The organism is Pseudomonas sp. SM4 (assembly GCF_051913165.1).
Classification (GTDB): domain Bacteria; phylum Pseudomonadota; class Gammaproteobacteria; order Pseudomonadales; family Pseudomonadaceae; genus Aquipseudomonas.
This window is the reverse complement of record NZ_JBODOE010000015.1, coordinates 1-26,773: the sequence shown is the minus strand read 5'-3', so window position 1 is coordinate 26,773 and position 26,773 is coordinate 1. Positions and strand designations below refer to the sequence as shown.

The window sequence follows — 26,773 nt, the reverse complement described above, 5'->3', positions numbered from 1 at the left end:
AGTGAGCCTGCTCGCGATGGCGCCAGATCAGACGACCTGATTCTGGATCAGCGCAACCCATCACGAAACTGCCCCGGCGTCATCCCCGTCCAGCGCTTGAAGGCGCGGCTGAAGCTGCTGGTATCAGCGAACCCGAGCAGATAACTCACTTCACTCAACGAACACTGCGGATCGCGCAGGTGCAGCAGCGCCAGATTCTCGCGGCTCTCGTTCAACAACGTATCAAAGCGACAACCCTCATCCGCCAGATGCCGTTGCAAGCTGCGCAAGCTCAAGTGCAACGCCTGGGCAATCCGTTCTGCGCTCGGCTCACCTTCCGGCAGTTGTTCTTCAATGGCATCGCGCACCTTGCGCTCCCAGGTCAGCGGCTGGAGTTGGGCCATCGTGCGTTTGAGTACTGTTTCATTGTGTTCGGCGAGTTCCGGGTTGGCGTCGTCGAGGTGGCTGTCGAAGTCGGCGAGGGCGAATTCCAGGCGATCCTCGGCGCAGCCGAAATGCACCGGGGCGCGAAAGACTTTGTGCCATTGGTGCGCATCGCTCGGTTCCGGGCGGCGCAGGTAAACCGCCAGCGGCGCGTAATCACGGCCGAGGCGATTGCGGCAGGTGCGCACGTAGATCGCGGTGAAGGCGTCGATGGCTTCGAAGGCCGGCGCCGGATTGCCTGACGGAATTTTCAGACGAAATTGATAGCGGTCATCGCTGCGGCTCAGTTCCAGTTCCAGCGCATCGCTGACCACCGGGTGATAACGCACGATGCGCTCGAACACCTCCCGCAAACTGCCGCTGGCCACCAGCGCATAACCGAGGGCATGGAACGTGGTCGGGCTGACGAATCGCGACACGCGCAAACCAATCGCCGGGTCGCCGCTGACCTGCACGGCAATTTCCCACAGGCGCGTGGTGCCGGAGAGCGGATAGCGCGCGTTGGGGTCGTCCATCAAATTGGGGTCGAGCCCGGCCTGTTGGCACAGGGCAATGCTGTCCAGCCCCAGCGCATCGAGTTGCTTGCGCAAGGCACGGGTCCAACTGGCGAGGGAGGTCGGTTCCTTCATGCTGATTGGCGCTTCCGGTCAACAGGTTGGCGTTCTCGGCTACCGCGATTCAAGCCCCGGCGAGGCACGATGCGAACATCATAAACCCGAGGATGGAAGCATGGACGGTACTTCTGCAAGTCCCCAGCGACACAATGCGGCCCAGCGATCAGCACATATTCGCCAAGTGGTGCTGGCCAAAGGCGTTGAATTGCGTGAGCGCTACCCGATTCTCCAGCATCAGGACGCGCTGGGGGCGGGGATTCTGGCGTTTGCCCTGATCGGGATGGTTGGCTCGGCGACCCTGTACATCACAGGCCACATGGCGTGGTGGGCGTGCCTGTTGCTCAACGCGTTTTTCGCTTCGCTGACCCATGAGCTGGAGCACGACCTGATCCACAGCATGTATTTCCGCAAGCAGCGCGTGCCGCACAATTTGATGATGGGCCTGGTGTGGCTGGCGCGGCCGAGCACGATCAATCCTTGGATTCGCCGGCATCTGCACCTCAATCACCACAAGGTTTCCGGCACTGAAACTGACATGGAGGAGCGCGCGATCACCAACGGCGAGCCGTGGGGTTTTGCGCGTTTGCTGATGGTTGGCGACAACGTGATGTCGGCGTTTATCCGCATGCTGCGAGCCAAGACCTGGGCGCACAAATTCAGCATCATCAAACGCACGTTGAAGGTCTACGCGCCGCTGGCGCTGGTGCATTGGGGCGCGTGGTATGTGTTTCTCGGTTTCCATGCGGCCAATGGCATCGCGTACCTGCTGGGCGCACCGATCGAATGGTCAGCGACGACGTTGTCGGTGATGCAGGTCATCGACATTGCCGCCGTGGTGATCATCGGCCCGAATGTATTGCGCACGTTCTGCCTGCACTTCATCAGCTCGAACATGCACTACTACGGGGACGTTGAACTGGGCAATGTGCTGCAACAGTGTCAGGTGTTGAACCCTTGGTGGTTGTGGCCGCTGCAGGCGTTCTGCTTCAACTTTGGCAGCAGTCACGGGATTCATCATTTTGTGGTGAAGGAGCCGTTTTATATCCGCCAGATGACCGTGCCGGTGGCGCATAAGGTGATGCGCGAGATGGGCGTGAGGTTTAATGATTTTGGGACGTTTGGGCGGGCGAACCGGTTTGTTCGGCAGGCTGAAGTGGTGAATGAAGAGGTGCGTACAGCTCAGGCTTGATGGCTGACTGCACGGGCCTCATCGCGAGCAGGCTCACTCCTACAAGGGGAACGCATTCCAACTGTAGGAGTGAGCCTGCTCGCGATAGCTATACCTCATGCAACATCAATCCGGCTGGAAAGGCGACTCGCTGAGAATCACCCCGGTCTCCTCGACATACTGCTGCCAATGCCCGATCAACGCGCTGAGCTTCTCCGGCCGACTCAACGCCAGATCATGAATCTCCCCCGGATCACTGCTCAAATCATACAGTTGCCAGGTCGCCGGGCCTACCGGACCGGGGATCCACACCGCTTTCCACGACCCCTGCCGAATCGCCCTTCGCCCGAACAATTCCCAACCCGTCACCGTGTGCTCGTCATGCACCTGTGCCGTCTCGCCCGACAAAAAACCCAGCCACGATTTCCCACGCAACGGCGCCACCGGTTTGCCGTGCCAGACCTTGCCCGGATGACGCACGCCTGCCAGATCGAGAATCGTCGGCGTGATGTCCATCACCGTGCCGAAGCCGTGGCTGATCTGCCCTTTGATCGCCAGCTGCGGATAGTGCAGCAGCGCCGGCACGCGAATCCCGCCTTCGGTGGTAAACGCCTTGAACAGGCGCGACGGCGCGGTCGCCACCTGCGCCCAGTTCGGCCCATACCAGACATAGGAATTGGCCCGACCGATGTTGTCGAGGCTGTTGTCGTAATGTTGGCTGAGGTACGCGACCAGTTCCGGACCGAATTTGGGGAAGGCCTCAAGCAGCGCGCCTTCGGCACCGTTGTCGGACATGAACAGGATGAACGTATTGTCGAGTTGCCCCTGCTGGCGCAGGTAGTCGACGACCCGGCCGATGTTCCAGTCCATGCGCTCGACCATCGCTGCGTAGACCTCCATCGCCCGCGCAGAAATCTGTTGTTGTTCCTCGCTCAGCGCGTCCCACTGCTGGGTCAATTGAATCAGCGGATGCGGCTCGACGTCCGGCTCGATCAGGCCCAGGGCTTTGAGTTTTTCCAGGCGCTCCAGACGCAGCACTTCCGGGCCGGCGTCATAGCGGCCACGGTATTTCTCGACGAGGTCGGCCGGCGCCTGCAACGGCCAGTGCGGCGCAGAGAACGGCAGGTAAGCGAAGAATGGCCGGGTCTGGTCACGCTCCTTGAGGTACTGCAGCAACTTGTCGCCGAAGGCATCGGAGGAATAGAAATCCTTGGGCAATTCGTCGATGAAGGTGTCGTCCTCGATGTACAGCGCCGGCGTCGATTTCAGCAGGCCCGGGGTCTGTTCGTCGTAGGTCGGTTCGAAGCCATAGTGGTTGGCGGCGCCTGGCAGCAGCGAGAACGAACGCTCGAAACCCCGGGCATGCGGGGCCAGCTCGGCGGTCAGGCCCAAGTGCCACTTGCCGCTCATCAACGTCTGGTAACCGGCTTCACGCAGCAGCTCGGGCAGCGCGACGACGCGGTCATTGAGGTGACCCTCATAACCCGGTTTGCCGATCAGCTCCGGGGTCAGGGTTTCGGCCATGGTGCCGATGCCGGCGATGTGGTGGTCGGTGCCGGTCAGCAGCATCGAACGAGTCGGCGAGCAGGTCGGTGCGGTATGAAAATCGGTCAGGCGCAGGCCGTTGCTGGCCAAGGCATCGAGGTGCGGCGTGGCGATTTCACCGCCGAACGCGCCGAGGTCGGAGAAGCCGAGATCGTCGGCCAGAATCACCAGAAAATTGGGACGTTGCGGCATCGCAAAACTCCTGTTCAGCAGGCAATGAACGTCAGCGGCAGATCGCGGATCTGTACCGGCACGCTCGGTTGGTAATGGTCGTCACTGGTCAGCTCGTGCAGCAGCTCTTCACGCAACTGATGGAAGTCGAAACTGCTGCGCTGGCGCGGGTGGGGCAGGGCGATGTCGACCACTTGCTTGATCCGCCCCGGACGCGGCTCCATCACCACCACGCGGTCGGCAAGAAAGATCGCTTCTTCGACATCGTGGGTAACGAGGATCGTGGTGATTTTCGCGCGGGCGCGGATCGCCAACAGCTCGTCCTGCATTTGTTGGCGGGTCAGCGCATCGAGCGCGCCAAAGGGTTCGTCGAGCAGCAGAATGCGCGGGCTGGCGACGAGGCCGCGAGCAATCGCCACGCGCTGCGCCATACCGCCAGAGAGTTGGTGCGGATAGGCGCGGGTGAAGTCGCGCAGGCCGACCAGATCGATGAAATCGTTGATCCGTTGTTGTTTCTGCGCAGCGCTCAGCGGCTCGTTGACCAGGCCCAGCCCGATGTTGTCGGCGACGGTCAGCCACGGGAATAAACGGTGTTCCTGGAAGACAATGCCGCGCTCGCCGCCGATGCCGCTGACGGCTTTGCCGTCGACGGTGATCTGCCCGCGAAATTGCGTGTCGAGACCGACCAGCAAGCGCAGCAAGGTGGATTTGCCGCAGCCGCTGGAGCCGACAATGGCGACGAATTCGCCTTCGGCAATGTCCAGGTTGAATTCGCGAATCGCCTCCAGTTCGAAACCGTCGACGTCGAAGGATTTGCCTACGTGGTTGAAGCTGACAATGGGTGCGTTCATGCGTGTCTCCAGCGGGTCGCGCGAATTTCCAGGCGTTGGCCAATGAGGTTGAGCAGGGCGCCGGTCAGGCCGACGAGGAGCATGCCGGCCATGATCAGGTCCATGCGCAGCAGTTGTTGTGCGCCGATCATCTGGCTGCCGATGCCGCCATTCGACGGCATGAAATATTCGGCGCCGATGGTGCCGAGCCAGGCGTAGATCAGGCTCAGCCGGAGGCCGGCGAAAATCCCCGGCGCGGCGCCCGGCAGCACCAGGCGGCGCAGGCGCTGGCCGAGGCTCAGGCGCAGCACTTGCGCGGCTTCGTTGAGTTGCGGCGAGAGGTTGGCGACACTGCGCTGGGTGGCGATGAATAGCGGAAAGAAAGCGGCGAGGGCGACGAATACCCACTTCGCCAGTTCACCGAGACCGAACCACGCGGTGAGCAATGGCACCCAGGCGAAGATGGCAATCTGGCGCAGGGCGGCGAGGGTCGGGCCGAGCAGTCTTTCACTGGTGCGCGACAGACCCAGCAGCAAGCCAAGGGCGAAACCGAGGCCACCACCCAACAGCAAACCACCAAGGGTACGCCCCAGGCTCAGTGCCATGCCGCTGATCAACGTGCCGTCGAGCAAGCCATCCCACGTGGTGCTCAACACGGCGAATGGGCTGACCAGAATATTGGCGTCGACCCACTGCTGATCGTTGGCCACTTGCCACAGTGCCAGCAAACCGAGCGGCAACAGCCACGGTTGCAGACGCTGCCAGCCTTGATAACGCGGGCCACGACGAATTTCAGCAGTGGCCGGGTGCGGCCAGTGCACCAGTTTTCGGTCCAGCAGGCCGATGCCGCGATCCATCGCCACACCGATCACACCGATGACCACAATGCACACAAAGACGATGTCGAGCATGAACAGCTGGCGTGCCCAGACCATCAGGTAACCGATGCCTTCACTGGAAGCGAGCAGCTCGACCGCCAGCAACGAGGTCCAGCCGGCCGCCAGCGCCAGACGCACGCCGGCCATGAATGCGGGGAGGGCGGCGGGCAGTACCAGTCGACGAATCAACAGGTGCGGCGGCAGGCGCAAGACGGCGGCGGCTTCGCGCAATTTTGGCTGTGCATCGCGTACGCCGACCAATGTATGCAAGGTCACCGGAACGACGATGGCTTTGATCAGCACCACCAGTTTCAGCACTTCGCCGATGCCGAAAAACACCATGAACAAGGGAATCCACGCCAGCGTCGGCACCTGCGACAGACCGGCGAAGGTCGGGAAGATCAAGCGTTCAAGACGCGGACTGAAACCCAGCGCCGCCCCCAATACCGCACCGGCCGAAATCCCTGCGAGCAAACCCCAGAACAATCGCTGCAGGCTGATCCACAAATGGCTCCACAGCTCGCCATGCGCCAGCTCGACGGCGCTGTTCCAGACCAGTGATGGCGCGGGCAGGATCTGCTCGCTCATCCAGGCATTGCGCGCGGCCAGCCACCACAGGGCGAACAGACTGAGCGGCAGCAGCCATGGCAACACGCGTTGATTGATGCTGGGCCAGGTGCGTCGGCTTTTCAGCGGCGGCACCGGCAGCGGCAGGCTGAGCAGGGATTGACGGGCCATGGGTGACCTCCGTTGTCGGGTTGGATCGAGATCGAGTCAAGATCAAAAGATCGCAGCCTGCGGCAGCTCCTACATGGCATTGCGTTGCCCCTGTAGGAGCTTCCGAAGGCTGCGATCTTTAGCGGTATTAGCTAAAAACAAATGGTTATAACAAACCTGATAAAGATTCATTTGAGAGATAAGCGAGGCCATTTAAGGCCTCCAGCCCACACGCATCCAATGCATTCGGAGAATATTTTCGATGCTGTTAATGCATACGCCGCTGCAAGCCCCGAAGTGTCTCGCTTAGCTCAAAAAGCTATAAAAATGTGCATTTATAGTATTTAAGTGAATGCATCGCTTCAGCCTACTTTCGGTTCCTCAACGCCCGTCGTGATCAAGGAGCCGCACCCATGAACCTTCCCTTTAAACGCGTTTTCAGTCTGTTTGCCGTTCCTGCGCTGGCGGGCCTGCTTGCGTTCACCGCGCAGGCTGATGAGCTAAAGGAAATTCGTATCGCCGTGCCCGACCTGAGCGCCGGCACCCAACACAGCGGTGGCGGAGTGGTCGACGTACTGCGCGATCAGCAGATCTTCGAAAAGGCCTTTGCCGACCAAGGCATCAAGATTCAGTGGAGCTTCTTCAAGGGCGCCGGGCCGGTGATCAATGAGGCGTTTGCCAATGGCCAGGTCGATCTGGCGTATCTGGGCGATCTGGCGGCGATCATTGGTAAGTCCAACGGCCTTGATACGCGATTGCTCAGTGCCGGTGCGCGTGGAGTGAAGCAGTATCTCGGCGTGGTGCCGGGTTCCGGGATCAAGACCTTGCAGGATCTGAAGGGCAAGCGTGTGGCGATCTTCAAGGGTACCGCGACGCAGTTGTCGTTCGACGCGGCGCTGGCCAGTCAGGGCTTGAGCGAGAAAGATTTGAAGGTGATCAACCTCGACTTCACCGGCGCGACCGCAGCGCTGGCGGCCAAACAGATTGATGCATCGTGGGGCAGTTCCGGGTTGGCGGCGTTGCAAGTCAAGGGCTTGGCCGAGTTGCCGTTGAACACCAAGGATTTGGGCGGTGCCGGCAGTGTGCAGTCGGTGCTGGTGGGTAGCGGCAAGTTTGTCGATGCGCACCCGGAGGCGGTGGCGAAATTGCTCAAGGCGCAGCAGCAGGCGGTGGAATGGCTGACCCAGGACAGCAACAAGGATGCCTATGTGCAGCTGGTTTCGGGGCTGGCGAGTTATCCACCGGTGATCCTCACCGAGGATCTGAAGGATCAGAAATTGAGCGAAGTGTTCCCGTCGACCCTGGATCCGGCATTTCTGGGCAGCTTGCAGGACAAGGTAGATCTGGCGGCGCAGCAGAAGCTGATTCGCAAGCCGTTCAAGGTCAATGAATGGGTGGCGCCTGAGTTGGCAGCGGCCAAGCTCTAAAAGCAATAGATCGCAGCCTGCGGCAGCTCCTACATCAATCCAGGTAGGAGCTGCCGCAGGCTGCGATCTTTTGATCTTTAAACAGCGAGGCTGACTTCCTGCCGATCCACCGCCACCAACGTCTCGATCATCGCCCGCGCCGCTGGCGACAACCTGAACCCGGTGCGACTGACGATCCCGCAGCGTGCATTCATGCTCTCCAGGTTCTGCGGCAGATTGCGCCAGTGCAGCAACACCAGCGAGCCCTTGGCAATGTCCTCGACAAACGCCTCTTCCGTGCCCACGCCAATCGCATTCGATTGCAGCACCACTTTCACCAACGCCGGAAAATGCTCGGTCTCGATGGTCGGGGAAAAATCGATGCGCCCACTGAGGTTCGCCAGCAATTTGCGAATGCCCGGCGGGATCAGCGTGGTCGCCAACGGGTAGTCGAACATGTCGTTGGTTGACAGGCTTTCCTTGGCCAGTAACGGATGCCCGGGCCGGCAGAAAAACACCCCGCGTTTGGGTGTCAGCGCCTGGGTCTGAAAGTTCGGGTCGGACTCGAAATGGCGGATGTCGGCGATGAAGAATTCGATCTCTTCACGGCTCAACGCGCGGCTGAGTTTTTCCCAGTTATCCACCTGAAAACAGGTGCGCACTTTCGGGTGCGCGTTGATGAATTGCGCCACCGCATCCGGCACCAGTTTCACCGCTGGCGCCGGGCCGCAACCGAAGTGCACTTCGCCGGCATCGAGCTTGGTCATCTGCGTCACTTCCGCGCTGAGCAACGCTGCGCCCTGCACCAGGCTCAGGGCATGTTGCAGCACCACTTGGCCTTCGGGGGTGGGGCGTAAATCCTTGTTGCCGCGATCCACCAGCACGCAGCCGAACTCTTGCTCAAGCCCTTGAATGCTGCGGCTGAACGCCGGTTGGGTGATGCCCATCGCGTCCGCCGCACGGACAAAACTGCGGTGTTCGTTGAGGGCGATGAAGTAACGCAACTGGCGAAGATCCATATGCTTTTCCGGCATCCTAAAAATAGCTCGAAGGCATTTGCGACGAGGGTTGCTAGAGGTTTTAAATGCAAGCTCTTATTCCGTCAACGAAGCATGTGAATATCTATTAGATGTAAATGGAATATAGATAGAGCGTTGTTTCGCTGCCGCCAACCGTAAGCAGTTGATGAGGGTCTACCCATGAGCAATGCCGCACTCGCCGTAAAACCCGCTGTCCACGCGCTGGAGATTCATCCGGTGGCCGGTCGTATCGGCGCCGAGATTCGTGGTGTGCATTTGTCCGGTGAGCTGGACGCCGCCACCGTCGAAGCCATTCAACAGGCGCTGATCCAGTACAAAGTCGTGTTCTTCCGCGAACAGACCCAGCTCGACGATCAGCGTCAGGAAGCCTTCGCCCATCTGCTCGGCGAGCCGGTGGCGCACCCGACCGTGCCGTCGCGTGAAGGCACGCGTTATCTGCTCGAACTGGACGGCGCTGAAGGTCAGCGCGCCAACTCCTGGCACACTGACGTGACCTTCGTCGACGCCTATCCGAAAGCCTCGATCCTGCGCTCGGTGGTGGCACCGGCATTCGGTGGCGATACCCTGTGGGCCAACACCGCCACCGCGTACAACGGCTTGCCGACCGAGCTGCGTGAGCTGGCCGACAAACTGGTCGCCGTGCACAGCAACGAATACGACTATGCCAGCGCCAAGCCGGACGTCTCCGCGGAGAAGCTGGAGCGCTATCGCAAGGTCTTCACCTCCACCGTTTACGAGACCGAGCACCCGGTGGTGCGCGTACATCCGATCAGCGGCGAGAAGAGCTTGCTGCTGGGGCATTTCGTCAAACGCATCAAGGGTTATTCGCAAGCGGATTCGGCGCACCTGTTCGGGTTGTTGCAGAGCCATGTGATCCGCCAGGAAAACACCGTACGCTGGCGTTGGCAGGCCGGTGACGTGGCGATCTGGGATAACCGCTCGACGCAGCATTACGCGATTGATGATTACGGCACTCAGGATCGCGTAGTGCGTCGGGTGACACTCAAAGGTGAAGTGCCGGTGGGCGCGAACGGGCAGCGCAGTCAAACCATCAAAGGCGCAGATATCGTCGGCGTCTGATCGGGCCCCATCGCTGGCAAGCCAGCTCCCACAGGGATTGTTGTTGGACACAAAGGATGTGAACGACGCAAAACCTGTGGGAGCTGGCTTGCCAGCGATGCTTTTAATCACCAAACGCCGATTTGCACGAGCTTTTCGGTCTCCGGCTCACCGTAACGAAACCGCTGCCCACGCAAATCAATTTCTTGATGACTGATGGTCGTCCTCCGCTTCAACCCCCGCACCCACTCAAACAAATACCCCGCATGCTCCTCGCGCACTGCCGCAAACGCCGGGTCATCACCCAGGTCACGCAGCTCCTGCGGATCATTCAACAGATCAAACAGCTGCGGCCGAAAGCCGTCGTACGCCAGGTATTTCCAGCGCTCGCTGCGCACCATGGTCATCCGGCAACGGTCGATCGGCTGGCCCAGTCGCTCGCGCGCCGGCGCCTGAAAGGCGTAGTCGTATTCGCTGATTGCATAGCGGCGCCAGTCCGGATTTTCTCCGTGCAGAAGCGGGATCAAAGAGCGCCCTTCCAGTCGATGCGCCGCGTCCGGCAACTCCAATGCCGCAAGAAATGTCGGCAACGCATCGATGGTTTCCGCCAGTCGATCATCCACCGTGCCGCGCGTGATATCCGCCGCTGCCCGAGGGTCGCGCACGATCAACGGCACGCCCACCGCCTGCTCCAGCAAAAACTCCTTCTCGCCGAGCCAGTGATCACCGAGGAAGTCGCCGTGATCGCTGGTAAACACGATCAGAGTGTCGTCCCAACGGCCGTTGCTTTGCAAAAAGTCGAACAGACGCCCGAGCTGATCATCCACTTGCTTGATCAAGCCCATGTAGGTGGGAATTACAGTCAATCGTACTGAGTCGCGGGAGAAGTTGAGGCTTTCCTCATGCTGGCGAAAGGCAGTGTATACGGGGTGTTTGCTGGCTTCGGAGGGCGTCGCCCGGACCGCTTCGAGAATCGATTTCGTACTGTACAAAGCGTGGTACGGCGCAGGTACGATGTAGGGCCAGTGCGGTTTGATATAGGAGAGGTGTAAACACCACGATTTCTCGCCTTGCTCGGTGATGAAGTCGATGGCTCGATTTGTAGTGTAGACAGTCTCTGAGTGTTGCTCGGGAATTCGTGCTGGCAAATTCGCATGACGCATTTTCCAACCGCTGAGGATTTCACCGTTTTCGCCTTCGGCGGCGTTGGCCCAGTCGTGCCAAGGGTTTTTGCCGTCGAAACCTTGTTCGCGCAAGTAATGGGTGTAGGGCGCGGATTCGCGTTTGTCGTCGAACAGCGGGTCATCGGGAAAAATGCCGTCGTGGCGAAAGTACGGTTCGAAGCCTACTTCGTTGAGCACTTCGGCCTGTTCGCTCTCCGGGTTGATCGCCAGGCGTTGCAAGGCGTCGATGTTCGCGGTCGCGTGGGTCTTGCCAACCAGCGCGGTGCGGATGCCGTGAGGGCGCAGGTAATCGCCGATCGTCAGCTCTTCAAGCGGCAGCGGCACGGCGTTCCAGGCGACTTGATGGCTGCTGACATAGCGCCCGGTATAGGCCGACATCCGCGACGGTCCGCAGATCGTGCCTTGGGTGTAGGCGCGGCTGAAACGTACGCCGGCGGCGGCCAGGCGATCGATGTTCGGCGTGTGCAAATGCGGATGACCGTAGCAGGACAGGTAATCGCGGCGCAGTTGATCGCACATGATGTACAGCACGTTGCGCACGGGGTTTGGCGGGGTGGACATGGGTTTCACCGGTCAGTGGGACAGGTGAGGGTTTTCGCTGTCGGCGGGGGTGTTCGGCAAGTGCATTTGGGGAATGGGTTTTATGCAGGGAATGCATCGGTGCCTGCACTGACGCCATCGCTGGCTTGCCAGCGATAGCGGTGGATCAGACTGCCAAATTCTGCAGCGAACACACCTCCTCATCCACCGCATCAATCGCCTTGATCTGCTCAATCATCGCTTCCGCCAGCGGCGACAACCGATACCCCGCCCGGCTGACAATCCCGTAACGCGTATACAACTCCTCCAGATCATCCGCCAACCCTTCAATGCGCAAACACACCAATTCACCCTTGGCCTGGTGCAACGCATCCGAATACGCGCCGACAATCCCGATCGCCTCCGAACGCAGCACCACACTGAGCAAGCTCGAGCTGTTTTCGCACTCCACATTCGGGGTGAAATCCGGGCGTCCGCTGAGGTCGACAATGACTTTGCGCAAGTTCGGTGGCCGGATGCTGACGGCCAGCGGATAGCTCATCAACTGCTCGGCCGTGACCCGATCAAACCCGGCGAGTGGATGCCCTGCACGGCAGCAAAAATGCCACTTGCGCGGCCGCAATCGATGCGTCTGGTAATCCGGGTCCGCCTCGAAATGCCGCGTGTCAGCCACGAAGAATTCAAACTCTTCGCTCAATAAGCGCTTGCTCAGACTCCGCCAATCCTCGACTTGAAACTGCACCCGCGCCTTCGGATAGCGACCGATAAAGCTGCCGATCGCGCGCGGGATCAATCCCGCCGCCGGCGCCGGCCCACAACCAAAACGCAATTCCCCCGCTTCCAGCCCGTTGAACTGGCTGATCTCGTTGGCCATTTGCTGCGCACCACTGACCAGCCGCCGCGCGTGTTCGAGCAGCACCTGGCCCTGTTTGGTCGGCGGCAATTCCTTGCGCCCACGGTCGACCAACTGACAGCCGACGCTGTGCTCAAGCGCCTGAATGCTGCGGCTGAACGCCGACTGCGACAGGTTCACGGCCTGCGCGCCGGCGACAAAGCTGCGTTGCTCAGCCAGGGCGATGAAGTGACGAAGTTGCCGCAAGTCGATATGCATTTTTCACATAAAAAATATCCGGGAAATGCATTGGATATGCATTAGGTCGACTCCTTATAAAGGCAATCTCTTATGCAGTAAATATTTGTAAATCCATAAATAAATAACTTAAAAGAATATGCAGCGCTGAAGATGTCTGTGTGTTTTTTGACCAGGAGCCGCGCCATGAGTCCGTTGAACCTCGCGTCACCCCTAACACCACGACGGCTCAAACGCCTGCCTCTGGCCCTGTTGCTGGCAGGCAGCGCCAGCTGGACGCACAGCTACGCGGCGGAAACGCAAGCGCCGACGCCGGTACCCGCAGGCAAACCAGCGGCGAACAGTTCGCAGTTGGAAACGGTCACCGTGACCACCCGCCGCCGCGAAGAAAGTTCGCAAGACGTGCCAACGCCGATGAGCGTGGTCAGCGGGCAGAATCTGGAAACGCAGCGGGTTTACCGGATTCAGGATTTGCAACAACTGGTGCCGAGCGTCAACGTCGCCTACATGCATGCGCGGCAATCCAGCGTGTCGATCCGAGGCCTGGGCAACAACCCGGCGAGCGATGGTCTGGAGGGCAGCGTCGGCTTGTACATCGACAACGTTTATCTTGGCCGTCCGGGCATGGCGGTGTTCGACTTGATGGACATCGAACAACTCGAAGTTCTGCGCGGGCCGCAGGGCACGCTGTTCGGCAAAAACACCACCGCCGGGGTGATCAACATCAGCACCCGCGCGCCGACGTTCACGCCCGAGCGCAGCATCGAAACCTCGGTCGGCGAGGACGGTTATTTTCAAACCAAGGGCACGATTTCCGGGCCGCTCAACGATGAACTGGCCGGGCGTTTTTCCGCTTATCGCACCCGTAGCGACGGCGACATCAAGAACGAATACAACGGCCATGATTTGAACGGAGGCTCGCGCGATGGCTTCCGCGCGCAGTTGCTGTTCAAGCCCAACGAAGACTTCAACCTGCGCTGGATCGGCGACTACAACGAAGAGGATTCCAGCGCCGGCACCCGCGTGTTGTACAACACCGGGCCGACGATCAATGGTGTCAATCTCTACTCGGCGCGCGCGGCGGCCGCTGGCGCAACCCTGGTCAACGGTTCGCACCGCAAGGTCAACCTGGACAACGACCAGCACGTCACCGTGCATCAGGGCGGTACGTCAGTCGAGGCCAACTGGACGCTGCCGAGCGATTTCACCCTGACCTCGATCAGCTCGTATCGCTTCTGGAATTTCACCCCGAAAAATGACGACGGTCTCAATGTCGCGGCGACTTACAACGCTGGTGTTTCGGTAGAAGACAAACAGTACTCACAGGAATTTCGTCTGGCGTCGCCCAAGGGCGAGTTCTTTGACTACGTCGTCGGCGCCTACTACTTCGGCAATGATCTGGACAACAAATCCTTCGCCTATTACGGCCCGCAAGCGGACATCTGGAACGGCACGCCGCGCGGTGCGTTGGCCAATGTCGGCAGTGTCGGCAACGGTCACATCAAGACCGACAGTTTCGCGCTATTCGCACAAGGCACCTGGCACCTCAGCGAGCGTCTGGATTTCACCGCCGGCGTACGTGGCACCTACGAAGAGAAGAATGCCTGGGTCACTCGCGATGCGCCGGTCGGTGGCGCGGCTGTCACAGGCGCCGCGGCAACGGCCCGGCGCGGTCGCACCGGTGCCTACGATTCCGGCGATCTCAATCAGTACAGTTCCAGCCCTTCCGGATTGCTCAACCTCAGCTATCGCATCACTGACGATGTGCTCGGTTACGCGACGTTGTCCCACGGTGAAAAATCCGGCGGCGTTAACCTCGCGGTCGGCTCCGCACCGACTGCCGGCGCCGACTCGCTGCTGATCGGCACCGAGCGCGCGAACAACGCCGAACTCGGTTTTAAAAGCACCCTGTGGGATCACCGCCTGCAGCTTAATGCCAACGTGTTCTGGACCCAGGTCAACGCCTACCAGACCAACGCCTACGACGACGTCAACCGCGTGCAATACCTGACCAACGCCGGCTCCGTGCGCTCGCGCGGCGTCGAGTTCGAAAGCACGATCATCCCGTTGCGCGGCCTCACGCTGAACTTCAACGGCTCCTTCAACGACGTCAGCTACCTCTCCTACAAAGACGCGCCGTGCCCGCCGGAAATCAGCCAGGCGCCGGGTGCCCCAGCCTCTTGCGACCTCAGCGGCCATCAAGTGGTCGGCGCCTCGAAATGGATCGGCAACGCCAACGGCGAATACAAATGGAATCTCGATAACGGCTTTGAACCGTACGTCACTGGCAGCTACGCCTTCCGCTCGAAAGCGGTGGGCACGGTCGAGGATTCCGACTACGGGCAGATCCCGAGCTACGCCGTGGTCAACCTCTCCACCGGCCTGCGTGGCGACTTCAATCAGGGCCAGTGGGACATCTCGCTGTGGCTGAAAAACGCCTTCGACAAAACCTATTACACGACCCTGTGGACGGGCGGCAACGGCGGCTATGAAGGCCTGCTCGGCACACCGCGCACCCTCGGCGTCACCGGTCGCTACGACTTCTGATAAGTCATTCAAGGAGCTGCATCATGTTGCGCATCAAAACGGCTTTTCCGCTGTTGTTGTCCGGCGCGGTGTTTAGCGCTGGCGCCTTCGCCGCACCGAGCGTTTACCCGACTGGCGTCACCCGTTACGACCCGGACAAAGCCTTCAATCAGTACGTGATTTTCAGCGGCGCCGACAAGCAGACGCACCTGATCGACATGAACGGCAACGAGGTCAAGAACTGGCCGCAGGCAGGTTTTCCCTCAGCGATCATCGACCCGAAACTGGTCGGCGGTGAGCGCGGGCATGTGCTGCTGCAACTGAGTGACAAGGACCCCGGCAAACTCGGTTCGGCCGGCAATGGCCTGGGCAATCAGAGCATCGGCGAGCTGGACTGGAATGGCAAAGTCGTCTGGCAGTGGGGCGACAAGGCGCCCGGTGGCGCGGCGCAGCAGCATCATGATCAGCGCCGCTTGAGCAACGGCAACACCGTCGTTCTGGCAAACAAAGTGCACAAGGTCAAAGGCTTCAAAGTGCCCGAGGTGATCGACGATGCGATCTATGAGGTCGGTCCCGACGGTGCGGTGAAATGGCAGTGGCTGGCGTCGGAGCACCTCAACGAATTCGGCTTCACGCCAGAGCAATTGAAACTGGTGCGAGGGAGCGAGGATGCCGATTATCTGCACATCAACAACCTCAGTGTGGTTGGGCCGAACAAATGGTTCGATGCCGGTGATAAACGCTTCAATCCGGACAACCTGCTGTTTGATTCACGCAACGCCAACTTCATCGCGATCATCGACAAAAGCAGCGGCAAAGTGGTCTGGCGCCTCGGGCCGAATCTGCCGCTGATCAATCCGAAAGCGCCCCGGACACTGCCGCGCCCAGTGGATCAGTTTGTCGGCCAGCATGACGCCCACATCATTCCTGCCGGACTGCCTGGCGCCGGCAATGTGCTGGTGTTCGACAATCAGGGGTCGGCAGGTTATCCGAACGTCACTCTGGGGCTGATCTCCGGTTCACGGGTGCTGGAAATCGACCCGGTGAAAAACGAAATCGTCTGGCAGTACAGCGCCGCCAATTCGAAGCAACCGGGGTGGGCGTTTTACAGTTCGTTTATCAGCAGCGCGCGGCGTTTGCCCAACGGCAACACGTTGATCGACGAAGGCATGAACGGGCGTTTTTTCCAGGTCACGGCCAGCGGTGAAAACGTCTGGGAATACGTCAGTCCGTACCTCGGCAGGGCGCCGGGCAGCGACGCCATCAGCAACTGGGTCTATCGCGCGTTACCTGTGAGTTATGACTGGGTGCCCGTCGGCACGCCACGTTCGGAAACGGCGGTGATTGCGCCTGCCAACGGTGTGCAACAGACCAACGCCAGCCGTTAGTTGATTTGGAATTAATGTTCGACTGATTGGCAATAAGTTATGAGTAACTCGAACAGTACTTATTGCAATTTAGTTAGTTGCTCACATGGACAGCAGGGGAATGTCGAACCATTCTCTGAGTCGTGAGTTTCCAGGAGGAAACTTGCTCTCATCGGAAGACACTTATCCCAACGATAAAGGAAGTCGCATCATGTCGAGCATTAATGGCAATTATGTAAACGCTAACGCTGGCGCCAAACTGACGATTACCGATGGCAACGACTCCAACGGCACGTTCAGCGGCAAGTTCAGCCAGAACGGCGTGAATTACGACATTGCGTACGGTCACTACCATTTCCAGAACAGCACCGGGCAGCCTACGATCATCACATTCGCGGCGTTGAATGAAGGCACGGGTTATCAGTCCTGGACCTTGTTCTCGCCGGATCATAACTATTCAAAAGTTCGTGCAGTGGGCTCACGCACTAACTTTGATGGTGATGTAGTGGGTTTGGCCGGAGAGTTTGTAAAACAGTAATCCCCTTGTAATAAAAAAGCCGCCAGACTTTCAAGAAGCCTGGCGGCTTTTTCGTACAGGAAATAAGTAGTTTTCATATGAAGCAGGCTACCTGTGGATGACAGCGTTTACCGCGAGACGCTATTAAGCTCGTTTCGCAATCCCGCACGCAGCGATGACACTTCCCATGCAAAACGCTTTTTATTCCAGCACGTTTGCTGGCCCCACCTTGACGATCGTCGACTCTGACGACCGCACCGGCAGTTTTCGCGGCACCCTGCATTACGGTGGTGTTGATTACGCGATCATCAATGGTCGTTACACCCATCTGAACGGCTATCAGCCCCCCACCACGGTCACCTTGATCGCAGCGCAGGAAGACCACGGGTATTTCGCCCTGTCACTGTTTTCATCGACGCGGGGTACCCACGAACTCCGTGGGCATTGCGTCCGGGTCACCTTCGATGGCGTGCTCAGTAGCCTGCCCGCTGACTTCCGTCGTCACCCCTGACTCTTCAGGCGCAGCCGTCGGCAGCGCCGACGGTGTTTTTTCAATCTTTAGCAAGGATGCTGACCATGTCCGCAATCAACGGCGTGTATCGCCACGAATCTTCCAACACGACGCTGACCCTCGAAGAGGGCGACGACAGCCACGGCACTTGCAGCGGAACGCTGTCGCTGGCTGGGATCGAATATCCCTTGGGATTTGCCAATTATCACTTCAAGCATGGCCTTTCCTCTGGCCCGGTAGCCATCAGTTTCAGTGTCGGATTTGCCTCGGGCATGGCGCAGGCCTGGGTGCTGTTTTCTGCTGATCAGCGGTACACGCGGCTGAGGGCCATGGGGACTGATGTCGCAAATAACGGAAACGTCGGCCTGACAGCCCGCGAATTTATCCGCCAAACGCCTTGAAACGAGGGTTTTCACATGCCTTCGCCGAATATTTTTCATGCTTGAAAAGCATTGTAAATTTCCACTGTGGCGCAAGCCTTTACCCGCCGGGGCTCACAGCGAAACGAGCAGAATTAATATTCCTTAATGATCTAAATAAATCGATAAAAATTACTTTCGGAGATAAACGATTGCTCCAATGATTCACCCAACGACCGGTCGCCCGGGGGATGTAGCGGCGATCTGTCCGGTACTTCGCAAAAAGACCGCAGGGAGTTAATCAATGGGCAATGTCCAGACCGCCGCCAGTGCACAGGAGGTGCTGTGGCGCCAGGCACCGAGTGGCGAATTGGTCGATCTCGGCCGGCCCCATCGTGTGCCGTTGGGGCAGTTGCGCCTGCAACGTGCACCCAAGGGCATTCTGAGCCGGCGCGAAGCGATTCTGCTGGGTGTGCTGGCGTTGTTGGCGCATGGCGCGGTGATCTACTGGATCAGCCAGAAGCCGACGCCGGTGCTGCCGATCGTACCGCCGGAAATTCCACCGATGACCATCGAATTCTCGCGTCCGGCACCGCCTGCGCCACCGGTCGTCGTGCCGCCACCACCGGCACCGGTGGTCGAGCCTCCGCCGCCGGTGGAAGACGAACTGGCGGTAAAACCTCCACCACCGCCGAAGCCGATTCCAAAACCGAAACCGGTGGTTAAACAGCCGCCGAAACCGGCACCGAAAGCGGTCGAGCAACCACCGGCGCCACCCCAACCGGCAGCCCCGGTCGCTGCGCCCGCGCCACCAGCACCACCGGCGCCTGCTCCGGTGACGCCCGCTTCGGCCAACGCCGCGTACTTGAAAAACCCGGCGCCGGAATACCCGTCACTGGCTCAGCGTCGCGGTTGGGAAGGCACGGTGCTGCTGCGCGTGCATGTGTTGGCCAGCGGCAAACCGGGTGAGATTCAGATAGCAAAAAGCAGTGGCCGGCAACAGCTCGACGACGCGGCCTTAAGCGCCGTCAAACGTTGGAGTTTCGTCCCGGCCAAGCAGGGCGATGTTGCCCAGGACGGCTGGGTCAGCGTACCCATCGATTTCAAGATTCATTAAACCGCAACCAAATTCGCGCGAAACGTTTACACGAGGGAATACATCATGACGTTACTGGCATCTCCACTGGAATCCATCGAAAGCGCGGTGATCTGGCTGCTGGTGGTTTTTTCCGTCGCCACCTGGGGGCTGGCATTGCTCAAGGCTGTGCAGTTCGGTCGTCTGAAGGCACAGGATCGCAAGTTTCATAAACGTTTCTGGGCGGCGTCGAGTCTCGATTCCGCTGCTGAATTGAGCGAGACCCAACCCGGTGCCGCAGCACGAGTAGCGCAGGCTGGTTACGCAGCGATTCAAGTGGGTGAGGCGCCACAGGCCACGGATTTGAGCCAGGCGATCAACCATCAGGATCGACTGGAGCGCGCGTTGCGCCAGCAGATCGTCCGTGAGCGTCGTTCGCTGGAAACCGGTCTGGCAGTAGTCGCCAGTATTGGCAGTACGTCGCCGTTCATTGGTTTGTTCGGCACGGTGTGGGGAATCATGGAAGCGTTGAAAGGCATCAGCGCGGCCGGTTCGGCGAGCCTGGAAACGGTTGCCGGCCCGATCGGTGCAGCGCTGGTTGCAACGGGTGTGGGGATCGCCGTCGCGGTGCCGGCGGTGCTGGTTTACAACTACTTTTTGCGTCGTCTGAAACTGACCGCGGCGGATCTGGATGACTTCGCCCACGACTTCTACAGCCTGGCGCAGAAGAGCTCGTTCCGCGTGTTGATCCACCCGACTGCGCACAAGGTCGCAGCGCCGGGCAACGCGGCAAAAGTGAAGGAGGCGTCCTGATATGGCCTTCTCCACGCAAGACAGTGATGAGGTGCTCAGCGAGATCAACGTGACCCCGCTGGTGGACGTGATGCTGGTGCTGCTGGTGGTGTTTATCGTCACCGCGCCGCTGCTGACCAACGCGATACCGATCAACCTGCCGAAGACCGAAGCGGTGGCGCCGGTCGAGCAGAAGGACCCGCTGGTGGTGAGCATCGATGGCGCCGGCAAGCTGTTTATCAACAAGGATGAGATTCAGCCGGACTTGCTGGAATTCAACCTCAAGTCGGCCAAGGCCAAGGACCCGGAAGTGCGCGTGCAGTTGCAGGCGGATGATGGGGTGAACTACGGCGAAGTGGCGCGCGCCATGGCTTCGATCGAGCGGGCGGGGATTACCAAATTGTCGGTGATCACCGCGCGGTAACAGGATTTACGTTTTTCCGGGGCCGTCTCCTTGGCAGGGTGCGGCCCTTTTTTTATTGGTCGAACATCAGCCCTGTAGGAGCTGCCGAAGGCTGCGATCTGTTGATTTTGATTTTTAAAAAACAAGATCAAAAGATCGCAGCCTTCGGCAGCTCCTACATAGGGTTTTGTATATGCAATTCAGGTCTTAATAAATAGCTTCTTATTCCTTAACGAATATAAATCCCCTCCCTATACTCGTTCAGGAACAGACACGACGCAGGAGAGCTCCCCATGCGCAACGAATCAATCCGCTACCTGATTGTGCCGGGCTGGCAAGGATCGCCAGAAGATCATTGGCAAAGCCATTGGCAGAATAGCCTGCCGAACAGTGCGCGGGTCGAACAGGCCGATTGGCTGACGCCGCGTCGTGAAGACTGGGTCGCGGCCCTGGCCGAGGCGATTGCCGCCGACAGCACGCCGGTGATTCTCATCGCACACAGTCTCGGCTGCATCACCGTTGCCCATTGGGCAGCCACTGCGCCGCTGCACTATCTGCGTCAGGTGCGCGGTGCCTTGCTGGTCGCGCCGGCCGATGTCGAACGTCCGGCCTGCGTACCCGCGCTGCGCAATTTCGCACCGATCCCGACTGATTTGCTGCCATTCCCGAGCCAGGTGGTCAGCTCCGACAACGATGCGGCCGTGAGTGCGCCGCGTGCCATGGAGCTGGCGCGCAACTGGGGCGCCGAGGCGGGAATTCTTGCCGGTGCCGGGCACATCAATGTGAAGTCCGGGCATCAGCGTTGGGAGCAGGGTTTTGCGTATCTCTATCGCCTGCAAAACCGTATGGAACACCACGCCCGCCGTCGCGCCTGATTTTTTTCTTTGATCGCCCCCGTCTCCCGGCGGTTTTGGGCGGGAGTCTGCCATGAGTTTTGAAACTTTCGGTCAGCCGTTGCTGACCTTTCCCGATGCGGAAAAAAGCCCCCTGAGCATTCGCGCCAAGGCGCTGGTGTTCGTCGATCCGCGCTCGCGTCAGTTGCGTGAAGAACTGGAACAACTGGCACCGCGCTCGATCTCGGTGTTGATCCGCGGCGAGACCGGAACCGGTAAAGAACTGCTCGCCCGCCATATCCACCGCGCCAGTGATCGCAGCGGTTTGTTCGTCTCGGTCAATTGCGGCGCGATCAGCCCGACCTACGCCGATGCCGAACTGTTCGGCTATGCCGCCGGCACGTTTAGCGGCTCGGCCAGCAGTCGCGCCGGTTGGTTCGGGTCGGCTAACGGCGGCACCCTGTACCTGGATGAAATCGGCGACTTGCCGCTGCCGATCCAGATCAAATTGCTCGCCGCGTTGGAAAACCATGAAGTCACCCGTGTCGGCGCGCATCAGCCGAGTCCGGTCGACGTGCGCCTGGTCGCCGCCACCAGCATTGATCTGGCACAAGCGGTGGACGCCGGGAAATTCCACGAGCGCCTCTATCACTACCTCAGCGAAGGCCATCTCGAACTGCCGGCCTTGCGCGCGCGCACCGGCGATATCCTCTCGCTGGCCGAGTATTTTCTCGGCATCTACAGCCAGCGTCTGGATCTGCCGGTACCGCTGATCAGCGAAGCGGCGCAGTACGTGCTCGAACAACACAGCTGGCCGGGCAACACCCGCGAGCTGGAAAACGTCATTCACTTTGCCTTGTTGGTGAGCACCGGCGACGAGATTTTGCCGGAACACCTGAACCTGCCGCCGCTACTGACGCAGATCGAGGCCCAGATCAACCAGATCATCGCCACCGGCTCCACGGCTGACCAAGCCGCCCTCAAAAAACTCCTGAAAAACACCGGCCTCCTGTAGGAGCTGGCGAAGCCTGCGATCCTTTGATCTTGCTTTTCAACGTTTTAACTTGTTGAAAATCAAAAGATCGCAGCCTGCGGCAGCTCCTACATGTCTAGCCTGCGTGTATGAGCAAAATGGAATAACAACGTGAATAAACGTTATTGTCCGGGAATAAAAAATCCCGGTATTGTCCGCTTCACGCCAGAGATAGCACTTCACTGGCACTCGTATTAAATGCCGTCGCCATTTGCGACCGTGATTTTCGATAAGGACACTGCATGAAAAAGGTTCTGTTGTTTACCGCATTGGCGGCCGCTCTGACTGCTTCTCTGGCCAACGCCGGCGAGAAACTGGTGGTTGCCGCGACCCCGGTCCCGCACGCTGAAATTCTTGAGCTGATCAAACCGACCCTCGCCAAAGAAGGCGTGGATCTGGAAATCAAAGTGTTCACCGACTACGTTCAGCCGAACGTACAAGTGGGCGAGAAGCGTCTGGACGCCAACTACTTCCAGACCCTGCCGTACCTGAACAGCTTCAACCAGGGTAAATACAAGGACGACAAGTCCAAGTACCTGGTGACCGTGCAAGGTGTGCACGTTGAACCGTTCGGTGGCTACTCGAGCAAGTACAAGACCCTGGCTGAACTGCCGGACGGCGCGACCATCGCCATCCCCAACGAAGGCAGCAACAGCGGCCGTGCGCTGATCCTGCTGCAGAAGGCCGGCCTGATCGAGCTGAAAGACCCGAAAAACGCTCTGGCAACGCCGAAAGACATCGCCAAGAACCCGCACAACTTCAAGTTCAAGGAACTGGAATCGGCGCTGCTGCCACGCGTTCTGAAGGAAGTTGATCTGGACATGATCAACACCAACTACGCGCTGGAAGCCAAGTTGAACCCGCAGAAAGATGCGCTGGTGATTGAAGGTGCTGACTCGCCGTACGTGAACTTCCTGGTGGCCCGTGAGGACAACAAGAACAGCGACGCGATCCAGAAACTGGCCAAAGCCCTGACCAGCCCGGAAGTCAAAGCGTTCATCGAGAAGAAATACAACGGCGCGGTACTGCCGGCGTTCTGATTTGACGCTTGAACCACCCCCTTCAAGGTGTGAAAACGCCGATGGCCAGTGATGGGCATCGGCGTTTTTGTGTGTGCTGGATTTGTAAATTCACAAAATCAGCAGCCAGAAGCAAAAGATCGCAGCCTTCGGCAGCTCCTACAGGGAAATGAACACCTGTAGGAGCTGCCGAAGGCTGCGATCTTTTGATCTTTATTGCTCAGGCCACACCAGCCTTCAACGCCCGGCGCAACGCCACCAACAATTTCACAATCTCCTGCGGATCCAGTCGCTGCGGCACTTTTACGTCCATGTTGTCTTCCTTGTAATGGGTTCGGCCGGGGAGTCTGGCCAAAAGCTGTTCGTCCTTGGAGGGCTTTTATGAAAAAAAGATCCTTCCTACAGCGCTAGGGAAAATAGCCTTCTTCTTTCTTCCCGGCAAATCGACAGGATAGTTTTTTGGGTGATATCAATATGCTTTAACGGTATTTAAATTCTTGTTTTTATACCTATAAAGTCGGTGCTTGCCGGACAGCCATCCGCTGTCCACGGACTGCACCACCGTCGCTTACCGAGCGACGTCCAGGACGTTTCATGACCTTCGATTACGCTTTTATCCTCAGCACCCTGCCGGCGTTTCTCAAAGCCGTGGGCGTGACGATGCAGGTGGGTTTTATCGCCATTGGCACCTCATTGCTGGTGGCGCTGCTCAACGCGACGATTCTGGTGTTCCGCACGCCTTACCTGCAAAAGCTGGTCGGCCTGTACGTAGAGCTGGCGCGTAACACGCCGCTGCTGATCCAGTTGTTCTTCGTCTACTTCGCCTTGCCTGCAGTGGGAATCCAGGTGTCCGGTTTCACCGCTGCGATCATCACCATGACCTTCCTCGGCGGCGCCTACCTCACCGAAGTGCTGCGGGCCGGCGTCGATGCGGTGCCACAGGCGCAACTGGAGTCCGGGCGTTCGATCGGCCTGTCCCACGGTCAGTTGCTGCGCTACGTGATCCTGCCGCAAGCGGGGATCCTCAGCCTGCCGTCGTTGTTCGCCAATTTCATTTTTCTGCTCAAGGAAACCACCGTGGTCTCGGCGGTGGCAGTGCCGGAAATTCTCTACACCACCAAAAGCTACATCGCGCTCTACTACAAAACCTACGAAATGCTCGCCGTGCTGACACTGATCTGCGTGCTGTTGTTCTTGCCGCTGTCGCTGTTGCTCAGCCGTCTGGAAAGGAGGCTCCAGCATGGCCAGTTCGGGTCTTGAACTGCTCTGGGTGTCGTTGCCGCAACTGGCCAAAGGCGCCGGGCAAACCTTGTCGATCTCGTTTCTGAGCATCGCCATCAGCACCGTCGGCGGCGTGCTCTACGGTGTATTGCGCACGTTGAACGTGACGTGGTTGAACGCGATTCTGCGGGTGTATCTGGAGCTGTTCCGGGCGATTCCGGTGCTGGTCTGGTTGTACCTGTTGTTCTTCGGCTTGCCGATTTTCTTCGGCCTGAGCATTCCGAGTTTTTGGTGCGCAGTGCTGGTGCTGTCGCTGTGGGGCGCCAGCGAGGTCGGCGAAGTGGCGCGCGGTGCGCTGCATTCGTTGCCGCGCGGGCAGCGTGAGGCGGGGCTGTCGATTGGCCTGAACGCCGCGCAACTTTATGGCTACGTATTGCTGCCGCAAGCGCTGAAACGCATGACGCCGCCGACCATCAACGTCTACACGCGGATCATCAAGACCAGTTCGCTGGCGGTGTTGATCGGTGTGGTTGACGTAATCAAGGTCGGCCAGCAGATCATCGAACGCACCTACGAATCGGTGCTGATCTACGGCGTGCTGTTTCTGTTTTTCTTTTTCATCTGCTACCCGCTGTCGGCCGCTTCGCGCGTGCTGGAGCGGCGCTGGACGCAAGCATGAGCGCATTGATCGAGTTTCACGGTTTCAACAAATTCTATGGCGAGCAGCAAGTGCTCAACGGCATTGATCTGCAGGTGCAGAGCGGTGAAGTGATCGTCATCCTCGGCCCCAGCGGTTGCGGCAAAAGCACCTTGCTGCGTTGCCTCAATGGTCTGGAAGAGGCGCACAGCGGCAGCCTGAAATTTGTCGGCCGCGAACTGCTGGACAAGGCCACCGACTGGCGCGAGATCCGCCAGCAGATCGGCATGGTTTTCCAGAGCTATCACCTGTTCCCGCACATGAGCGTGCTCGACAATTTGCTGCTCGGCCCGCTGAAAGTGCAAAAGCGTCAGCGCCGCGAAGCGCAGCAGCAAGCCGAGGCGTTGCTTGAGCGCGTGGGACTTCTGGACAAGCGCGACGCCTTCCCGCGTCAGCTCTCCGGTGGTCAGCAGCAACGTATCGCCATCGTCCGTTCGCTGTGCATGAACCCGCGCGTGATGCTCTTCGATGAAGTCACCGCCGCCCTCGACCCGGAAATGGTCAAGGAAGTCTTGCAGGTCATCCAGGGCCTGGCCCGCGAAGGCATGACCCTGTTGATCGTCACCCACGAAATGGCCTTCGCCCGCGCGGTGGCTGACCGCATCGTATTCATGGATGCCGGGCGCATCCTTGAACAGACCCCACCCGAGATTTTCTTTACGAACCCGCAAACCGCACGCGCGCAGCAGTTTCTGGAGAAGTTCTCCTTCGTTGCAACACTGCCAAAAACGAATCCGACAAAGGAACTGGAACTGTTATGAAAACTGCCGCTTTTTTACTGCCCCTACTGAGCCTCGCCTTACTTGCCGGTTGCAGCAAAACCGAAGAACCGCCAAAGCCGAAAGTCGCCAGCGAAAGCACCGCGCCGGCGGGCTACCTGGACAAGATCAAGGCCCGCGACAAACTGATCGTCGGCGTGTTTACCGACAAGCCGCCGTTCGGTTTTGTCGATGAGGCCGGGCGTTACGTCGGCTTTGATACCGACATCGGCCGGCGTTTCGCCAAGGATCTGCTCGGCGATGAAAACAAGGTCGAGTTCGTTGCCGTCGAACCGGCGAGCCGCATTCCGTTTCTGCAGAGCGACAAGGTCGACCTGATCCTCGCCAACATGACCGTGACGCCGGAGCGCAAGGAAGCGGTGGAATTCACCAACCCGAACCTCAAGGTCGCAGTGCAGGCGCTGGTGCCGCAGAGCAGCTCGGTGAAAAACCTTGATGACCTGGCGACCCGCACCACCATCGTCACCACCGGCACCACCGCCGATATCTGGCTGACCAAGAACCACCCTGACTGGAAACTGCTCAAGTTCGAAAAGAACTCCGAGTCGCTGCAAGCCCTGGCCAATGGCCGTGGCGATGCCTACGCGCAAGACAACCTGGTGCTGTTCAGTTGGGCCAAGCAGAACCCGGGCTACCGCGTGCTGGATGACAAGCTCGGCGCCGAGGCACCGATCGCGCCGGCGGTGAAGAAGGGCAATATCGAATTGCGTGACTGGGTGAATACCGAGTTGACCAAGCTCGGTGAGGAGAAATACCTGCTCAAGCTGTATGACCAATATGTGCGTAAAGAACTGAGCGATGACACCAAGCCTGAGAGCGTGATTGTCGAGGGTGGCAAGTGGCAGGGCTGATTTGCAGGGGTTGATTGAAGGGATTGATTGAAGGGATTGATTGAAGGGCAAAAGATCGCAGCCTGCGGCAGCTCCTATGTATGGACTCGCCCCATCATTCAACCGGCTTTTGAACACTGTTACCC

At 59.2% G+C, this 26,773-nt stretch carries 25 protein-coding genes; 18 read left to right on the top strand and 7 right to left on the bottom strand.

Going from position 1 to position 26,773, the window contains the following annotated elements; translation table 11 throughout:
* Positions 1-47: 47 nt before the first annotated feature.
* A complete protein-coding gene (locus tag ACQ4MY_RS24365; protein WP_008080047.1) occupies positions 48-1,052 on the bottom strand; it encodes an AraC family transcriptional regulator in 1,005 nt (334 codons plus the stop codon).
* A 100-nt stretch (positions 1,053-1,152) separates the two neighbouring features.
* Here ACQ4MY_RS24365 and ACQ4MY_RS24360 point away from each other — a divergent pair, with 100 nt between their 5' ends.
* Positions 1,153-2,226: a fatty acid desaturase gene (locus ACQ4MY_RS24360; protein ID WP_440096727.1), complete on the top strand. Its 1,074-nt coding sequence runs from the start codon at positions 1,153-1,155 to the stop codon at positions 2,224-2,226.
* Positions 2,227-2,331: 105 nt separating this feature from the next.
* Here the strand turns inward: ACQ4MY_RS24360 and ACQ4MY_RS24355 are convergent, their stop codons facing one another.
* From ACQ4MY_RS24355 to ACQ4MY_RS24345, 3 genes are read right to left on the bottom strand one after another with little or no spacing between them, the layout of a single operon-like run.
* On the bottom strand, positions 2,332-3,942 hold the full coding sequence (locus tag ACQ4MY_RS24355) for an arylsulfatase (RefSeq protein ID WP_440096725.1): 1,611 nt from the start codon (positions 3,940-3,942) through the stop codon (positions 2,332-2,334).
* Between the two features lie 14 nt (positions 3,943-3,956).
* On the bottom strand, positions 3,957-4,772 hold the full coding sequence (locus ACQ4MY_RS24350) for an ABC transporter ATP-binding protein (RefSeq protein ID WP_008080052.1): 816 nt from the start codon (positions 4,770-4,772) through the stop codon (positions 3,957-3,959).
* Entirely contained in the window at positions 4,769-6,367 is a 1,599-nt protein-coding gene (locus ACQ4MY_RS24345; RefSeq protein ID WP_440096724.1) for an ABC transporter permease, read from the bottom strand. The genes ACQ4MY_RS24350 and ACQ4MY_RS24345 overlap by 4 nt, the downstream gene beginning before the upstream one ends.
* A 392-nt stretch (positions 6,368-6,759) precedes the next feature.
* On the opposite strand from ACQ4MY_RS24345, the gene ACQ4MY_RS24340 reads away from it, so the two are divergent.
* Positions 6,760-7,773 (top strand): ABC transporter substrate-binding protein, encoded by a 1,014-nt coding sequence (locus ACQ4MY_RS24340; RefSeq protein ID WP_440096723.1) that lies wholly within the window; start codon positions 6,760-6,762, stop codon positions 7,771-7,773.
* 77 nt (positions 7,774-7,850) lie between these two features.
* On the opposite strand, the gene ACQ4MY_RS24335 is transcribed toward ACQ4MY_RS24340, so the two are convergent.
* Positions 7,851-8,771: a LysR family transcriptional regulator gene (locus tag ACQ4MY_RS24335; RefSeq protein ID WP_008081763.1), complete on the bottom strand. Its 921-nt coding sequence runs from the start codon at positions 8,769-8,771 to the stop codon at positions 7,851-7,853.
* Positions 8,772-8,951: 180 nt separating this feature from the next.
* Between ACQ4MY_RS24335 and ACQ4MY_RS24330 the strand changes: the two genes are divergently transcribed.
* A complete protein-coding gene (locus ACQ4MY_RS24330) occupies positions 8,952-9,872 on the top strand; it encodes a TauD/TfdA dioxygenase family protein (RefSeq protein WP_008081764.1) in 921 nt (306 codons plus the stop codon).
* Between the two features lie 107 nt (positions 9,873-9,979).
* On the opposite strand, the gene ACQ4MY_RS24325 is transcribed toward ACQ4MY_RS24330, so the two are convergent.
* Positions 9,980-11,596, bottom strand: coding sequence for an alkaline phosphatase family protein (locus ACQ4MY_RS24325; RefSeq protein WP_440096722.1), 1,617 nt, complete (start codon positions 11,594-11,596; stop codon positions 9,980-9,982).
* Positions 11,597-11,741: 145 nt separating this feature from the next.
* Positions 11,742-12,686, bottom strand: a complete 945-nt coding sequence (locus tag ACQ4MY_RS24320; RefSeq protein ID WP_440096721.1) for a LysR family transcriptional regulator — start codon at positions 12,684-12,686, stop codon at positions 11,742-11,744.
* Between the two features lie 165 nt (positions 12,687-12,851).
* On the opposite strand from ACQ4MY_RS24320, the gene ACQ4MY_RS24315 reads away from it, so the two are divergent.
* From ACQ4MY_RS24315 to ACQ4MY_RS24245, 15 genes are all read left to right on the top strand, one after another.
* The gene (locus ACQ4MY_RS24315; protein WP_440096720.1) at positions 12,852-15,212 is read left to right on the top strand and encodes a TonB-dependent receptor; all 2,361 of its coding nucleotides are present in this window, start codon (positions 12,852-12,854) and stop codon (positions 15,210-15,212) included.
* 23 nt (positions 15,213-15,235) lie between these two features.
* Complete coding sequence (locus tag ACQ4MY_RS24310) at positions 15,236-16,579, top strand: aryl-sulfate sulfotransferase (protein ID WP_440096719.1); 1,344 nt, start codon at positions 15,236-15,238, stop codon at positions 16,577-16,579.
* A gap of 190 nt (positions 16,580-16,769) precedes the next feature.
* Entirely contained in the window at positions 16,770-17,096 is a 327-nt protein-coding gene (locus tag ACQ4MY_RS24305; protein ID WP_008081769.1) for a hypothetical protein, read from the top strand.
* A 166-nt stretch (positions 17,097-17,262) separates the two neighbouring features.
* On the top strand, positions 17,263-17,586 hold the full coding sequence (locus tag ACQ4MY_RS24300) for a hypothetical protein (RefSeq protein ID WP_008081770.1): 324 nt from the start codon (positions 17,263-17,265) through the stop codon (positions 17,584-17,586).
* Positions 17,587-17,651: 65 nt separating this feature from the next.
* On the top strand, positions 17,652-17,987 hold the full coding sequence (locus ACQ4MY_RS24295; RefSeq protein ID WP_440096718.1) for a hypothetical protein: 336 nt from the start codon (positions 17,652-17,654) through the stop codon (positions 17,985-17,987).
* Positions 17,988-18,249: 262 nt separating this feature from the next.
* Positions 18,250-19,062 carry an energy transducer TonB gene (locus tag ACQ4MY_RS24290; protein WP_440096717.1) on the top strand — a complete coding sequence of 271 codons (813 nt, stop codon included), beginning with the start codon at positions 18,250-18,252 and terminating at the stop codon, positions 19,060-19,062.
* Between the two features lie 45 nt (positions 19,063-19,107).
* The gene (locus ACQ4MY_RS24285) at positions 19,108-19,833 is read left to right on the top strand and encodes a MotA/TolQ/ExbB proton channel family protein (RefSeq protein WP_440096716.1); all 726 of its coding nucleotides are present in this window, start codon (positions 19,108-19,110) and stop codon (positions 19,831-19,833) included.
* Between the two features lies 1 nt (position 19,834).
* Positions 19,835-20,236, top strand: coding sequence for an ExbD/TolR family protein (locus ACQ4MY_RS24280; protein WP_003220570.1), 402 nt, complete (start codon positions 19,835-19,837; stop codon positions 20,234-20,236).
* A gap of 272 nt (positions 20,237-20,508) precedes the next feature.
* Positions 20,509-21,090: an alpha/beta hydrolase gene (locus ACQ4MY_RS24275; protein ID WP_440096715.1), complete on the top strand. Its 582-nt coding sequence runs from the start codon at positions 20,509-20,511 to the stop codon at positions 21,088-21,090.
* Positions 21,091-21,142: 52 nt separating this feature from the next.
* Positions 21,143-22,063, top strand: a complete 921-nt coding sequence (locus tag ACQ4MY_RS24270) for a sigma 54-interacting transcriptional regulator (RefSeq protein WP_440096714.1) — start codon at positions 21,143-21,145, stop codon at positions 22,061-22,063.
* A gap of 260 nt (positions 22,064-22,323) precedes the next feature.
* Positions 22,324-23,121 carry a MetQ/NlpA family ABC transporter substrate-binding protein gene (locus ACQ4MY_RS24265; protein ID WP_007918708.1) on the top strand — a complete coding sequence of 266 codons (798 nt, stop codon included), beginning with the start codon at positions 22,324-22,326 and terminating at the stop codon, positions 23,119-23,121.
* Positions 23,122-23,694: 573 nt separating this feature from the next.
* Positions 23,695-24,360 (top strand): amino acid ABC transporter permease, encoded by a 666-nt coding sequence (locus ACQ4MY_RS24260; RefSeq protein WP_440096713.1) that lies wholly within the window; start codon positions 23,695-23,697, stop codon positions 24,358-24,360.
* Positions 24,341-25,000, top strand: coding sequence for an amino acid ABC transporter permease (locus ACQ4MY_RS24255; RefSeq protein WP_053116496.1), 660 nt, complete (start codon positions 24,341-24,343; stop codon positions 24,998-25,000). Before ACQ4MY_RS24260 ends, ACQ4MY_RS24255 begins: the two co-directional genes overlap by 20 nt.
* A complete protein-coding gene (locus ACQ4MY_RS24250) occupies positions 24,997-25,779 on the top strand; it encodes an amino acid ABC transporter ATP-binding protein (protein ID WP_158830843.1) in 783 nt (260 codons plus the stop codon). Before ACQ4MY_RS24255 ends, ACQ4MY_RS24250 begins: the two co-directional genes overlap by 4 nt.
* The gene (locus ACQ4MY_RS24245) at positions 25,776-26,648 is read left to right on the top strand and encodes a transporter substrate-binding domain-containing protein (protein WP_212546434.1); all 873 of its coding nucleotides are present in this window, start codon (positions 25,776-25,778) and stop codon (positions 26,646-26,648) included. Before ACQ4MY_RS24250 ends, ACQ4MY_RS24245 begins: the two co-directional genes overlap by 4 nt.
* Positions 26,649-26,773 lie beyond the last annotated feature (125 nt).

Coding starts and splice junctions, on each gene's coding strand:
- ACQ4MY_RS24315 (WP_440096720.1), top strand. CDS start 12,852: ATGAGTCCGTTGAACCTCGCGTCACCCCTAACACCACGACGGCTCAAA.
- ACQ4MY_RS24265 (WP_007918708.1), top strand. CDS start 22,324: ATGAAAAAGGTTCTGTTGTTTACCGCATTGGCGGCCGCTCTGACTGCT.
- ACQ4MY_RS24305 (WP_008081769.1), top strand. CDS start 16,770: ATGTCGAGCATTAATGGCAATTATGTAAACGCTAACGCTGGCGCCAAA.
- ACQ4MY_RS24280 (WP_003220570.1), top strand. CDS start 19,835: ATGGCCTTCTCCACGCAAGACAGTGATGAGGTGCTCAGCGAGATCAAC.
- ACQ4MY_RS24250 (WP_158830843.1), top strand. CDS start 24,997: ATGAGCGCATTGATCGAGTTTCACGGTTTCAACAAATTCTATGGCGAG.
- ACQ4MY_RS24245 (WP_212546434.1), top strand. CDS start 25,776: ATGAAAACTGCCGCTTTTTTACTGCCCCTACTGAGCCTCGCCTTACTT.
- ACQ4MY_RS24340 (WP_440096723.1), top strand. CDS start 6,760: ATGAACCTTCCCTTTAAACGCGTTTTCAGTCTGTTTGCCGTTCCTGCG.
- ACQ4MY_RS24345 (WP_440096724.1), bottom strand. CDS start 6,367: ATGGCCCGTCAATCCCTGCTCAGCCTGCCGCTGCCGGTGCCGCCGCTG.
- ACQ4MY_RS24270 (WP_440096714.1), top strand. CDS start 21,143: ATGAGTTTTGAAACTTTCGGTCAGCCGTTGCTGACCTTTCCCGATGCG.
- ACQ4MY_RS24310 (WP_440096719.1), top strand. CDS start 15,236: ATGTTGCGCATCAAAACGGCTTTTCCGCTGTTGTTGTCCGGCGCGGTG.
- ACQ4MY_RS24285 (WP_440096716.1), top strand. CDS start 19,108: ATGACGTTACTGGCATCTCCACTGGAATCCATCGAAAGCGCGGTGATC.
- ACQ4MY_RS24365 (WP_008080047.1), bottom strand. CDS start 1,052: ATGAAGGAACCGACCTCCCTCGCCAGTTGGACCCGTGCCTTGCGCAAG.
- ACQ4MY_RS24300 (WP_008081770.1), top strand. CDS start 17,263: ATGCAAAACGCTTTTTATTCCAGCACGTTTGCTGGCCCCACCTTGACG.
- ACQ4MY_RS24320 (WP_440096721.1), bottom strand. CDS start 12,686: ATGCATATCGACTTGCGGCAACTTCGTCACTTCATCGCCCTGGCTGAG.
- ACQ4MY_RS24275 (WP_440096715.1), top strand. CDS start 20,509: ATGCGCAACGAATCAATCCGCTACCTGATTGTGCCGGGCTGGCAAGGA.
- ACQ4MY_RS24260 (WP_440096713.1), top strand. CDS start 23,695: ATGACCTTCGATTACGCTTTTATCCTCAGCACCCTGCCGGCGTTTCTC.
- ACQ4MY_RS24335 (WP_008081763.1), bottom strand. CDS start 8,771: ATGGATCTTCGCCAGTTGCGTTACTTCATCGCCCTCAACGAACACCGC.
- ACQ4MY_RS24360 (WP_440096727.1), top strand. CDS start 1,153: ATGGACGGTACTTCTGCAAGTCCCCAGCGACACAATGCGGCCCAGCGA.
- ACQ4MY_RS24255 (WP_053116496.1), top strand. CDS start 24,341: ATGGCCAGTTCGGGTCTTGAACTGCTCTGGGTGTCGTTGCCGCAACTG.
- ACQ4MY_RS24350 (WP_008080052.1), bottom strand. CDS start 4,772: ATGAACGCACCCATTGTCAGCTTCAACCACGTAGGCAAATCCTTCGAC.
- ACQ4MY_RS24290 (WP_440096717.1), top strand. CDS start 18,250: ATGGGCAATGTCCAGACCGCCGCCAGTGCACAGGAGGTGCTGTGGCGC.
- ACQ4MY_RS24325 (WP_440096722.1), bottom strand. CDS start 11,596: ATGTCCACCCCGCCAAACCCCGTGCGCAACGTGCTGTACATCATGTGC.
- ACQ4MY_RS24295 (WP_440096718.1), top strand. CDS start 17,652: ATGTCCGCAATCAACGGCGTGTATCGCCACGAATCTTCCAACACGACG.
- ACQ4MY_RS24355 (WP_440096725.1), bottom strand. CDS start 3,942: ATGCCGCAACGTCCCAATTTTCTGGTGATTCTGGCCGACGATCTCGGC.
- ACQ4MY_RS24330 (WP_008081764.1), top strand. CDS start 8,952: ATGAGCAATGCCGCACTCGCCGTAAAACCCGCTGTCCACGCGCTGGAG.